Below are 11,156 nucleotides of genomic sequence, written 5' to 3' on the forward strand. Positions count from 1 at the left end.
CCTAGTGGTCGCCGTGGTGAACGCGTCCGGCGAGCCCACCTGGTGGATGTCCGCCGCGGGCACCGCGAGCCCGTGCGGAGGCGGCCGTCCGTCGCCGCACCTCGTCGCGCACCTCCAGGAACCCGCCCAGCGGATCGTCCGAGAACCGGCTCCAGGGGAAGGAGGTGGCGTACGGGCCGATCAGCCGCAGCTGCTCCAGGGCGTCCTCCCAGCGGCCCAGCCCCACCAGGACGCACGTCAGCTTGTTGCGGATCGCCGCCGGCCAGAGGTCGGCCGCCGGGAACCGGGCGGAGAGCGCGATCGCCCGGTCGGCCGCCGCGTCCAGCCGCTCGGGCGGCACCCCCGGCCCGCAGCCGTCGTTCAGGTACGCGAGGACCGCCCGGGTCGGCAGGGCCTGCACCAGGGAGTCGGCCGGGGCGTCCTGTGCGGCCCGGTCGGCGAAGTCGAGGCACTCGCGGTGGGATCCGTGCCAGGACGACGCCAGATAGCGCAGGGCCGCCACATGGCACCCGTAGTGGAGCGGGGCGCGGCGCAGGGCCGCCTCCCACAGTTCCCCGAAGTAGGTGTGCCCGGCGCGTGAGCCGCGCGCGTGGTCCAGCGCGATCCGCCAGGGCACCGGGTCGCGGTCGTCGGCGCGAGCGGCGGCGGTGATCAGCGGGCTCACCCCGCGCAGCAGCTCGGCCCGGGCCGGGGACCGCCAGGCGTGGTCCACGGCGACCTGGGCCCTGACCAGCAGGACGTCCGGGTCGTGCGGGGCGGCGGTGTACCAGGCCTCCAGCCACTCCGGGCGCGAGCGCGCGAAGGCGGCCAGGCGCAGCGCGTATCCGTCGCGGTAGTCCCACTGCGCCCTGTGCCGTGTGGCGGCGAGCAGCTCGGCGGCGGTGTCGTACGCGCCCCGCCCGGCCGCGACCAGCGCGGGTCCGAGGCGGTCGTCGGGCGCGTCGAGGAGCACCTCGTCGTCGACGGGGAGACCGGCGGCGGGGTGTTCTACGGTCCTTGTCGTCCGGGACGCCCGGCCGAACGGGGGCAGCAGAGCCATGGTGCCGACCATTGAAGGACCGCTGGTCACGCCCGCGCCAGAGGGAACGGGCAAGACGTGGAAAGTTGTACGCCGTCAGGTCAAGAACAGGTAAAGGTCCACTGTTCAACAACTGTCCGACATCGTTACTTTCGGCTCTGCAGTCACATCATCCTCATCGGCCTCAGCAGTCTCAGCTCCGGCGCAGCATCCGTGTCGCCCCCGCCGCCACCGTCGTCGCCAGGATCCAGCCCAGCAGGATCATCGCCGAGGCCAGCCACTGCCAGACGCCGCTCAGCTGCCAGAACCCGACCTGGCCGAGGTCGATCACCGGAAGCAGCAGGTCGAGGGCGAACAGTGTCGGGTTCCAGGCCGGATGCTCACCGCCCTTGAGGGGCGGTGGATCGGCGTAGGTGAAGGCCACCGAACTCGCCGCCCAGAGCACGGCCATCCACACCGCCGCCCGGCCGGGCCGGTAGCCGTACGCGACCATCCAGTCCTGTGCGTATCCCACGAGCTTGGCCGCGGGCGGCAGGGTCTCGCGGCGACGGCGCTGCTTGGCGAGGAGCACCTCGCGCGCGTCCTCGTCCTCGCCGCCGGCCCGCAGCACGGTGGCCAGCCGCTCGTACGGCTCCGGGTTGTACTCGGCGGTCGCGGCGGTCACCCACTCAAGCCGCCGGTCCAGCGGGAACGGGCCGCGCGGCACCAGGTTCTCGTACTGGAAGCCGCCCATGTGCAGCCGGCCGGGGCCCGGCCAGGCGTCCGCCCGGTCCATCAGGTTGACGACCCGCGCCCCGGACAGCACCACGCCGCCGCGTTCCGCCCGCTCGCCGAGGAAGCGCAGCTCGGGCGTCTGGATGCGGCGCAGCGACAGCTCCTGCTCGTCCGTGAAGGTGAACCGGGCCCGCTCCAGGTCGACCGCGTCCCCGAACCGCCCGTCGTCCAGGCGCACCCCGCCCTGGCACTCGAACCGCTGGATACGCGTCCCACGCGCGGGGGTGCGGCCGCTCAGCAGCGGGCTGCCGAGGCCCGCCGGGGTCAGGTACAGCGTGCGTCCCACGGTCAGCTGAGGGGCGTTCAGCGCGAGCCGCGTGTACGGGTTGACCAGCCGCGCGCCCCGCAGGCTCAGCGACACGCCGATGCTGGCGCCGCGCAGGCTCATCTCGCCGTGCGACTCCAGCATCTCGGCCTGGAGGTCCTGGCCGACGCTGATGCCGTCCGCGGCGATCGAGCGGCCGCTGCGGTCGCGGTAGACGATCGCCTGGTTGAGCAGCAGATCCGTACCGATGTGGGCGTCGGTGAGCCGTACGCCGTTGTGGAAGCGGCAGCGCGGCAGGTGCAGGTCGCCCTCGGTGTTCACGCGGGCGGCCTCCAGGCGCGGCACCGCGCAGTCCACCAGCCGCAGGGTCGTGAAGCGGGCCTCCGGCAGCACGATCTCCCGGTCGAAGCGGCAGCGGCGCATCTCGACGTACGGCTCCACCGTGCCGCCCGCCAGGTCCAGCGTGCCGCTGATCCGCACGCCGGCCAGCTTCAGCGAGGAGACCCGTCCGGCGAGGGCGGGCGGGCCGTCCAGCAGCAGCCAGCAGACGATACGCGCGCGTACCGTCCGCTCGTCTCCCCAGGGATGCCCGCCGTGCGGATCGTCGACGACGGTGTCGCCGCTGCTCAAGTCGTACACACTGCCGTTGCGGAAGGCCTGCCACATGCCGAGTTCGGCGGCGGTCAGGTCGTTCGGCAGGTCGTCCGGCAGGTCTCCGTCGCGGAGGCCGGCACCTTCGGTCACGTCTCGTCCATCCCCCTTGGCTCCGCTGGGTTCCGCTTGGTTCCGCACTGGCTACTCACGGGTTTCGTACAACCGTTCATGCCCGCTGAGTGACGCCCCGAACGCTAGACGTGAAGGTGATCTTCCGCGTTCCCGGAGGGTTCTGTATCAGCCATTGATACGCGCGAACAGTGCCGGACGCGGGTCTGAGAGAATTGAGCCCGTGATCTCCCGAATCGATCTGCGCGGCGATGCCCTCCCCGAGGGCCCCGCCCTGCGCGACCTGCTGCCCCGAGCCGACTTCGACGTCTCGGCCGCCCTGGAGAAGGTGCGTCCGATCTGCGAGGCCGTGCATCATCGGGGCGACGCGGCGCTGATCGACTTCGCTGAGAAGTTCGACGGGGTCAGGCTCGACCAGGTGAAGGTGCCCGTCGAGGCGCTCGAAAAGGCCCTAGCGGAGCTCGACCCGGCCGTGCGCGCAGCCCTGGAGGAGTCCATCCGCCGCGCCCGTATCGTCCACCGCGAGCAGCGCCGTACGACACACACGACCCAGGTCGTGCCGGGCGGTTCAGTGACCGAGAAGTGGGTTCCGGTCGACCGCGTCGGGCTGTACGCGCCCGGCGGCCGGTCCGTCTACCCGTCCTCCGTGATCATGAACGTGGTGCCCGCCCAGGAGGCCGGCGTCGAGTCGATCGCGCTCGCCTCCCCGGCGCAGGCCGAGTTCGGCGGCCTGCCGCACCCGACGATCCTCGCCGCGTGCGCGCTGCTCGGCGTCGACGAGGTCTACGCGGCCGGCGGCGCGACCGCCGTCGCGATGTTCGCGTACGGCACGGAGTCCTGCCCGCCCGCCAACATGGTCACCGGCCCCGGCAACATCTGGGTCGCCGCCGCCAAGCGCTACTTCACGGGCAAGATCGGCATCGACGCCGAGGCGGGCCCGACCGAGATCGCGGTCCTCGCCGACGCCACCGCCGACCCGGTGCACGTCGCCTCCGATCTGATCAGCCAGGCCGAGCACGACCCGCTCGCGGCGGCCGTGCTCGTCACCGACTCCGTGGAGCTCGCGGACGCGGTGGAGAAGGAGCTGGAGCCGCAGGTCGCGGCCACCAAGCACATCGAGGACCGGATCGTGCCCGCTCTGAAGGGCCGGCAGTCCGCGATCGTCCTGGTCGACGGCGTCGACGAAGGCCTCAAGGTCGTCGACGCGTACGGGGCCGAGCACCTGGAGATCCAGACGGCCGACGCGGCCGCCGTGGCCGACCGGGTACGCAACGCCGGAGCGATCTTCATCGGCCCCTGGGCGCCGGTCTCGCTCGGCGACTACGCCGCCGGCTCCAACCACGTGCTGCCCACCGGCGGCTGTGCCTGCCACTCCTCGGGCCTGTCCGTCCAGTCGTTCCTGCGCGGCATCCACATCGTCGACTACACGAAGGACGCGCTGGCCGAGGTCGCGCAGCACGTGGTCACGCTGGCGGAGGCGGAGGACCTGCCGGCGCACGGCGCGGCGATCAAGGCAAGGTTTGTCGGAGACGAGCAACTGTCGCGTGGCTGGAAGGTACCCGAGAGCAAGTGAGCGACGTACGCATCGACGATCTCCCCGTGCGGGACGAGCTGCGCGGCAAGTCCCCTTACGGCGCGCCCCAGCTGGACGTCCCCGTACGGCTGAACACCAACGAGAACCCCTACCCCCTGCCCGAGCCGCTGGTCGAGCGGATCGCCGAGCGGGTGCGTGAGGCGGCCCGGAACCTCAACCGCTACCCGGACCGGGACGCCGTGGAGCTGCGCATGCAGCTCGCCAAGTACCTGACGGACACGTCCGGTCACGAGGTCGGCCTGGCCAACGTGTGGGCGGCGAACGGCTCCAACGAGGTCATCCAGCAACTGCTGCAGACCTTCGGCGGACCGGGCCGTACGGCGATCGGTTTCGAGCCGTCGTACTCGATGCACGGCCTCATCTCGCGCGGCACCGGCACCGGCTGGATCTCCGGCCCCCGCAACGACGACTTCACGATCGACGTCACGGCCGCCGGGAAGGCGATCGCCGAGCACCGGCCCGACGTCGTCTTCATCACCACCCCCAACAACCCCACGGGCAACGCGGTCCCGCGTGAGACGGTCCTCGCGCTGTACGAGGCCGCGCAGGCCGCCAAACCGTCGATGGTCGTGGTCGACGAGGCGTACATCGAGTTCAGCCACGGCGACTCGCTGCTGCCGCTGCTCGAAGGTCGGCCGAATCTCGTCGTCTCCCGGACGATGTCGAAGGCCTTCGGCGCGGCCGGCCTGCGCCTCGGCTATCTCGCCGCGCACCCGGCGGTCGTGGACGCCGTCCAGCTCGTACGGTTGCCGTACCACCTGTCGGCCGTCACCCAGGCGACCGCGCTGGCCGCCCTGGAGCACACGGACGTCCTGCTGAAGTACGTCGAGCAGCTGAAGGCGGAGCGGGACCGGCTGGTGAGCGAGCTGGGCGCGGCCGGCTTCGAGGTCGTCGAGTCCGACGCGAACTTCGTGCAGTTCGGCCGGTTCGAGGACTCGCACACCGCCTGGCAGGAGATCCTCGACCGAGGTGTCCTGGTCCGGGACAACGGCATCCCGGGGTGGCTGCGGGTGTCCGCCGGAACCCCCGAGGAGAACGACGCGTTCCTCGACGCCGTACGTGACTTGCAGCGTCTTGTGGGGGACACCCCCACACCCCCGAAGGAGCAGAGCACATGAACCGCGTAGGCCGCATAGAGCGGGTGACGAAGGAGACCTCGGTCCTCGTCGAGATCGATCTCGACGGATCCGGCAAGGTCGACGTGTCGACAGGCGTCGGCTTCTACGACCACATGCTCGACCAACTCGGCCGGCACGGTCTGTTCGACCTGACCGTGAAGACCGAGGGCGACCTGCACATCGACTCGCACCACACCATCGAGGACACCGCCCTCGCGCTGGGCGCCGCCTTCAAGCAGGCGCTCGGCGACAAGGTGGGGATCTACCGCTTCGGCAACTGCACGGTCCCGCTGGACGAGTCGCTCGCCCAGGTCACCGTCGACCTCTCCGGCCGCCCCTACCTCGTGCACACCGAGCCCGAGAACATGGCGCCGATGATCGGCGAGTACGACACCACGATGACCCGGCACATCCTGGAGTCCTTCGTCGCCCAGGCCCAGATCGCGCTGCATGTGCACGTGCCGTACGGGCGCAACGCCCACCACATCGTCGAGTGCCAGTTCAAGGCGCTGGCGCGGGCCCTGCGGTACGCCTCCGAGCGTGACCCGCGCGCGGCGGGCATCCTTCCCTCGACGAAGGGCGCGCTGTAACCGATGAGCGGGCTGTCCACCATCCTGATCGTCGTCGGCCTCTTCCTGGTCGGCGGCATCATCTCCTTCGCCAAGCAGCAGATGCCGAAGAGCCTCATCGTGCTGCTCTCCATAGGCGCCGCCATGTGTCTCGTGGCCGGCGTCCTGAGGCTGGAGGTGTGGAATTGAGTAACAAGAACGTCGTGGTCTTCGACTACGGCTTCGGCAACGTGAGGTCCGCCGAACGCGCCCTCGCGCGCGCGGGAGCCGACGTCGAGATCACGCGTGACTACGACAAGGCCATGAACGCCGACGGCCTGCTGGTGCCGGGCGTCGGCGCGTTCGCTGCCTGCATGCAGGGCCTGAAGGAAGCCCGTGGCGACTGGATCGTCGAACGGCGGCTGTCCGGCGGGCGCCCCGTGATGGGCATCTGCGTCGGCATGCAGATCCTGTTCGCGCGCGGCATCGAGCACGGCGTCGAGACCGAGGGCCTTGGCGAATGGCCCGGTTCGGTCGAGCCGTTGCAGGCCGACATCGTGCCCCACATGGGCTGGAACACCGTGGACGTGGCGGCCGGCTCCCAGCTGTTCGCCGGGCTGGACGCGGACGCGCGCTTCTACTTCGTGCACTCCTACGCCGTCCACGACTGGACCCTGGAAACCGAGAACCCGCTCATGACCGCGCCGCAGGTCACCTGGTCGACGCACGGCAAGCCCTTCGTGGCCGCCGTGGAGAACGGCGCCCTGTGGGCCACGCAGTTCCACCCCGAGAAGTCCGGCGACGCCGGAGCGCAGCTGCTCACCAACTGGATCGGAACCCTGTAGAGACATGGCCAAGCTCGAACTCCTCCCCGCCGTAGACGTCCGCGACGGCCAGGCCGTCCGCCTCGTGCACGGCGAGTCCGGCACCGAGACCTCCTACGGCTCGCCCCTGGAGGCCGCCCTGGCCTGGCAGCGCTCGGGCGCCGAGTGGCTGCACCTGGTCGACCTGGACGCCGCTTTCGGCACCGGCGACAACCGCGACCTGATCGCCGAGGTCGCGAAGGCGATGGACATCAAGGTCGAGCTGTCCGGCGGCATCCGCGACGACGCCTCCCTGGCCGCAGCGCTCGCCACGGGCTGCACGCGCGTGAACCTCGGCACGGCCGCGCTGGAGACCCCCGACTGGGTCGCCAAGGTCATCGCCGAGCACGGCGACAAGATCGCCGTCGGTCTCGACGTACGCGGTACGACCCTGCGCGGTCGCGGCTGGACCCGTGACGGCGGCGACCTCTACGAGACGCTGGAGCGCCTCAACAACGAGGGCTGCGCCCGCTACGTCGTCACGGACATCGCCAAGGACGGCACGCTCCAGGGGCCGAACCTCGACCTTCTGAAGAACGTCTGCGCGGCGACGGACCGCCCGGTGGTCGCCTCCGGCGGGGTCTCGTCGCTTGACGACCTCCGCGCGATCGCCGAGCTGGTCCCCCTCGGTGTCGAGGGCTCCATCGTCGGGAAGGCCCTGTACGCGAAGGCGTTCACCCTGGAAGAGGCCTTGGAGGCTACGTCGTGAAAACGGACACAGTGTCATGACGTCGGATGCCGTACGGCGTGTGCACAGCGGAAGTCCCTGGGAAGAGTCCTTCGGGTTCGCACGTGCCGTGGCGGCGGGCGACCGCGTCCTGGTCGCGGGCACGACGTCCTTCAAGGGCGACGTGCTGTATGGCGAGGGCGACCCGTACGAACAGGCCAAGGCGGCCTTCGCCAACGCCATCGAGGCGATCGGTGAGTTCGGGCTCGACGTCGGGTCCGTGGTCCGTACGCGGATGTACCTGACCCACGCGCGCGACGTGGACGCCGTGGGCCGGGCCCACAAAGAGCTCTTCGACGCGGTGCGCCCGGTCTCGACGCTGCTGGTCGTCGAGGGGTTCGTGGACTCGCGCATCCTGGTCGAAGTGGAAATAGAAGCATTCAGAAGCACGTTGGAGGAGCCGGTTTCATGACCCTGGCGGTCCGAGTCATCCCCTGCCTGGACGTGGACAACGGCCGGGTCGTCAAGGGCGTCAACTTCCAGAACCTCCGCGACGCGGGCGATCCCGTCGAGATGGCCAAGGTGTACGACGCCGAGGGCGCCGACGAGCTGACGTTCCTGGACATCACCGCGTCGTCCGGCAACCGCGAGACGACCTACGACGTGGTGCGCCGCACCGCCGAGCAGGTGTTCATCCCGCTGACGGTCGGCGGCGGCGTCCGTACGGCCGAGGACGTGAACAAGCTGCTGCGGGCGGGTGCGGACAAGGTGGGCGTCAACACCGCCGCCATCGCCCGCCCCGAGCTGATCCGTGAGATCGCCGAGCGGTTCGGGCGGCAGGTGCTGGTGCTGTCGGTCGACGCGCGGCGCACGCCCGAGGGCACCTTCGAGGTGACCACCCACGGCGGCCGTCGCGGCACCGGCATCGACGCCGTCGAGTGGGCGCACCGCGCTGCCGAGCTGGGCGCGGGCGAGATCCTGCTCAACTCGATGGACGCGGACGGCACGAAGGACGGCTACGACCTGGAGATGATCCAGGCCGTACGCAAGCACGTGACGATCCCGGTGATCGCCTCCGGCGGCGCCGGCAAGCTCACCGACTTCCCGCCGGCCATCGAGGCGGGGGCGGACGCGGTGCTGGCGGCGTCGGTGTTCCACTTCGGGGATCTGCGGATCGGCGAGGTGAAGGAGACGCTGCGGACGGCGGGTCGCCCCGTCCGCTGACATCGGGCTGAGCCCCGGCCGTGCTGCAAGCGGCCGGGGCTTTCTCGTGCCCAGATGCAGACAGAGAAGACGCGAAAGGGAAGTTGCGCAAAATCTGTTGTGCAATTTTCCTTTCGTATCTACGGTCGGGGTATGACGGACAAGGAGAGAGACCGCCGGATCACGGACCTGGGCACCCTCAAGGCGCTCGCCCACCCGCTGCGGATGAACCTGCTCCGGGGGCTGACGATCGCCCGGGTTGCCACCGCCTCACAGCTCGCCGAGCAGGTCGACGAGGCGGTGTCGCTGGTCAGCTACCACCTGCGCAAGCTCGCCGAACACGGGCTCATCGAGGAGGCGGAGCCGCAGAGCGCCGACGGCCGCGAGCGCTGGTGGCGGCCCGCCTCCGACGGTGTGCGCATCCGTGACGAGGACTTCCGCGACGCCCCCGAGAAGGCTGCCGCGCACACCGCGGCCAGCCGGCTCTTCGCCGAGCAGCGCACGGACATGTACCGGCGCTGGCTCGACGAGCGCGCCCACTGGGGCCCCGCGTGGAACCGGGCGGCGGAGTCCTCCGAGTCCAGCCTCCGGCTCACCGCGGACGAACTGGCCGAGCTGAACAAGGAGTTGCTGGCCCTCCTGCGCCGGTACGACGAGCAGGGCCGGGCCGCCGACGCCGCCGGTGACACCGAGGGCCGCGCGAACGTCGCGGTGCACACGTACGCCTTCCCGTTCCGGCCCTGAGAGGACCGACGTGACTTCGACGCAGACCGGCTCCGCGACCGTCGCCGGGGCGGAGCGCGCAGCCCACCGCGACCCCAACGTGCTGCGCTGGCTCGGCGCGTACGCCTCGTCGGCCGTCGGCGACAACGTCTACTACCTCGCCCTGTCCTGGGCCGCCGTCCAGGCCGGTACGCCCGCGCAGGCCGGCCTGGTCACCGCGCTGAGTGCGGTGCCGCGGGCCGTGCTGATGCTCGGCGGGGGAGTGGTCGCCGACCGGTTCGGCCCGCGCAGGGTGCTGATCAGCAGCGACGCCGTGCGCTGCGCGGCGGTTCTGGCGGTCGCGGTGCTGCTGCTCGTCGGCCGGCCGGGCCTGTGGCCGTTGGCCGTACTGGCGCTGGTCTTCGGGGCCGTCGACGCCGTGACGATGCCCGCCCTGGGTGCCCTGCCGACCCGGATCACCGGACGCGGCCAGCTCGCCCGGGTGCACGGCATGCGGAGCCTCGCCGTCCGGCTGGCCAACGTCGTCGGCGCACCGCTCGGCGGCCTCGGCGTGGCCCTCGGGGGCACCGCGGGGGCATTCGGCCTGGCCGGGCTTCTGTTCGCGGCCTCGCTGCCGCTGCTGATCGCGCTCCGGGTGGCGAAGCAGCCCGCGGACGACGCACGCGCGCGTGGCAGCGCGTGGAGCGACCTGACCGGCGGTCTGCGCCACATACGCGGCCACCGCGTCCTGCTGCCGCTGATCGTCGTCATCGCGCTCAGCGACCTCGGCTTCGTCGGCCCGCTCAACGTCGGCCTGACCGTGCTCGCCGACGAGCGAGGCTGGGGAGCCGGGGGAGTCGGCTGGGTGCTCGCCGGGTTCGGCACGGGCGCGGGGGCGGCCTCGCTGCTCCTCACCGCCCGAGGGCGCGTCCCGCGCGCGGGGCTCGTGCTGTCCGTGTCCGGCGTGGTCAGCGCGGCGGCGATCGGCTCCCTGGCCTTCGTGCCGAACGTCGCGGTCGCCGTCGCCGCGGCCCTGTCCATCGGCCTGATCTCGGGTCTGAACGGCGTCCTGTGCGGGGCGCTGCTGCAGGCCGAGTCCGGCCCGGCCTACGTCGGCCGTGTCACGTCCGTGGCGACCTTCTTCAGCCTCGGCGTCGCGCCGCTCACGTTCCCCCTGACCGGCGCCGCGATCGGCCTGTGCGGCACCGGCCCGGTCTTCGTCGCCAGCGCGACCGTCTGCGGGCTCGGCGGCACGGTCGGCCTGTGCGCCCGGGGCCTGCGCCGGGCGGAACTGCCTCGCTGACCGGCTGGCCGGCGTCGTGGCCGGTGTCCGACGGGGCCTACGTGGGCCGAGGCGCGTCCCCGGCGACAGTCATCGGCATCGACCGTCACCGAGCTGGGCGTCGCCCGGCTCGCGGTCTCCTGACCGGCGTCACGATCGGCCTGTTGCCCGGGGCCTGCGCAGGGCAGAACTGCCCGGCTGACCGGCACGGACCGGCGGGCCGTGGTCGTGGCTCTGTCCGACGGGGCCTACGTGGGCCGAGGCGCGTCCCTGGCGACGGTCATCGGCATCGACCATCACCGGGCTGGGCGTCGCCCGGCTCGCGGTCTCCTGACCGGCGTCACGATCGGCCTGTTGCCCGGGGCCTGCGCAGGGCAGAACTGCCCGGCTGACCGGCAC

General features: G+C 71.5%; 12 protein-coding genes. 10 read left to right on the forward strand and 2 right to left on the reverse strand.

Features of this window, described 5'->3' with window-relative positions; translation table 11 throughout:
* Position 1: 1 nt before the first annotated feature.
* Together ACZ7L5_RS08190 and ACZ7L5_RS08195 are read right to left on the reverse strand one after the other, a co-directional pair.
* On the reverse strand, positions 2 to 1,051 hold the full coding sequence (locus ACZ7L5_RS08190) for a hypothetical protein (RefSeq protein ID WP_471515862.1): 1,050 nt from the start codon (positions 1,049 to 1,051) through the stop codon (positions 2 to 4).
* Between the two features lie 160 nt (positions 1,052 to 1,211).
* Complete coding sequence (locus ACZ7L5_RS08195; protein WP_471515337.1) at positions 1,212 to 2,801, reverse strand: oxidoreductase; 1,590 nt, start codon at positions 2,799 to 2,801, stop codon at positions 1,212 to 1,214.
* 202 nt (positions 2,802 to 3,003) lie between these two features.
* On the opposite strand from ACZ7L5_RS08195, the gene hisD reads away from it, so the two are divergent.
* The 10 genes from hisD to ACZ7L5_RS08245 all read left to right on the forward strand — a co-directional run bounded on the left by hisD (position 3,004) and on the right by ACZ7L5_RS08245 (position 10,778).
* Positions 3,004 to 4,353 (forward strand): histidinol dehydrogenase, encoded by a 1,350-nt coding sequence (gene hisD, locus ACZ7L5_RS08200; protein WP_471515339.1) that lies wholly within the window; start codon positions 3,004 to 3,006, stop codon positions 4,351 to 4,353.
* The gene (locus ACZ7L5_RS08205) at positions 4,350 to 5,492 is read left to right on the forward strand and encodes a histidinol-phosphate transaminase (protein ID WP_471515341.1); all 1,143 of its coding nucleotides are present in this window, start codon (positions 4,350 to 4,352) and stop codon (positions 5,490 to 5,492) included. The genes hisD and ACZ7L5_RS08205 overlap by 4 nt, the downstream gene beginning before the upstream one ends.
* Positions 5,489 to 6,082, forward strand: coding sequence for an imidazoleglycerol-phosphate dehydratase HisB (gene hisB, locus ACZ7L5_RS08210; protein WP_062719038.1), 594 nt, complete (start codon positions 5,489 to 5,491; stop codon positions 6,080 to 6,082). Before ACZ7L5_RS08205 ends, hisB begins: the two co-directional genes overlap by 4 nt.
* Before the next feature lie 3 nt (positions 6,083 to 6,085).
* Positions 6,086 to 6,250: a hypothetical protein gene (locus tag ACZ7L5_RS08215; RefSeq protein ID WP_328428390.1), complete on the forward strand. Its 165-nt coding sequence runs from the start codon at positions 6,086 to 6,088 to the stop codon at positions 6,248 to 6,250.
* Positions 6,241 to 6,885 carry an imidazole glycerol phosphate synthase subunit HisH gene (gene hisH, locus ACZ7L5_RS08220; protein ID WP_363034715.1) on the forward strand — a complete coding sequence of 215 codons (645 nt, stop codon included), beginning with the start codon at positions 6,241 to 6,243 and terminating at the stop codon, positions 6,883 to 6,885. The genes ACZ7L5_RS08215 and hisH overlap by 10 nt, the downstream gene beginning before the upstream one ends.
* A gap of 4 nt (positions 6,886 to 6,889) precedes the next feature.
* Positions 6,890 to 7,612 (forward strand): bifunctional 1-(5-phosphoribosyl)-5-((5-phosphoribosylamino)methylideneamino)imidazole-4-carboxamide isomerase/phosphoribosylanthranilate isomerase PriA, encoded by a 723-nt coding sequence (gene priA / locus ACZ7L5_RS08225; RefSeq protein WP_471515344.1) that lies wholly within the window; start codon positions 6,890 to 6,892, stop codon positions 7,610 to 7,612.
* A gap of 16 nt (positions 7,613 to 7,628) precedes the next feature.
* On the forward strand, positions 7,629 to 8,042 hold the full coding sequence (locus ACZ7L5_RS08230) for a RidA family protein (protein WP_471515346.1): 414 nt from the start codon (positions 7,629 to 7,631) through the stop codon (positions 8,040 to 8,042).
* Complete coding sequence (gene hisF, locus ACZ7L5_RS08235) at positions 8,039 to 8,794, forward strand: imidazole glycerol phosphate synthase subunit HisF (protein WP_471515349.1); 756 nt, start codon at positions 8,039 to 8,041, stop codon at positions 8,792 to 8,794. Before ACZ7L5_RS08230 ends, hisF begins: the two co-directional genes overlap by 4 nt.
* A 132-nt stretch (positions 8,795 to 8,926) precedes the next feature.
* Positions 8,927 to 9,517 carry an ArsR/SmtB family transcription factor gene (locus ACZ7L5_RS08240; protein ID WP_471515351.1) on the forward strand — a complete coding sequence of 197 codons (591 nt, stop codon included), beginning with the start codon at positions 8,927 to 8,929 and terminating at the stop codon, positions 9,515 to 9,517.
* A 10-nt stretch (positions 9,518 to 9,527) separates the two neighbouring features.
* Positions 9,528 to 10,778: an MFS transporter gene (locus ACZ7L5_RS08245; RefSeq protein WP_471515353.1), complete on the forward strand. Its 1,251-nt coding sequence runs from the start codon at positions 9,528 to 9,530 to the stop codon at positions 10,776 to 10,778.
* The last annotated feature ends 378 nt before the right edge of the window (positions 10,779 to 11,156 follow it).

The organism is Streptomyces sp. NPDC107528, from assembly GCF_055639295.1.

Excerpts from the sequence above, each read along its gene's own strand:
- hisB (WP_062719038.1), top strand. The coding sequence starts at position 5,489 with ATGAACCGCGTAGGCCGCATAGAGCGGGTGACGAAGGAGACCTCGGTC.
- ACZ7L5_RS08215 (WP_328428390.1), top strand. The coding sequence starts at position 6,086 with ATGAGCGGGCTGTCCACCATCCTGATCGTCGTCGGCCTCTTCCTGGTC.
- ACZ7L5_RS08240 (WP_471515351.1), top strand. The coding sequence starts at position 8,927 with ATGACGGACAAGGAGAGAGACCGCCGGATCACGGACCTGGGCACCCTC.
- ACZ7L5_RS08190 (WP_471515862.1), bottom strand. The coding sequence starts at position 1,051 with ATGGTCGGCACCATGGCTCTGCTGCCCCCGTTCGGCCGGGCGTCCCGG.
- priA (WP_471515344.1), top strand. The coding sequence starts at position 6,890 with ATGGCCAAGCTCGAACTCCTCCCCGCCGTAGACGTCCGCGACGGCCAG.
- ACZ7L5_RS08230 (WP_471515346.1), top strand. The coding sequence starts at position 7,629 with ATGACGTCGGATGCCGTACGGCGTGTGCACAGCGGAAGTCCCTGGGAA.
- hisF (WP_471515349.1), top strand. The coding sequence starts at position 8,039 with ATGACCCTGGCGGTCCGAGTCATCCCCTGCCTGGACGTGGACAACGGC.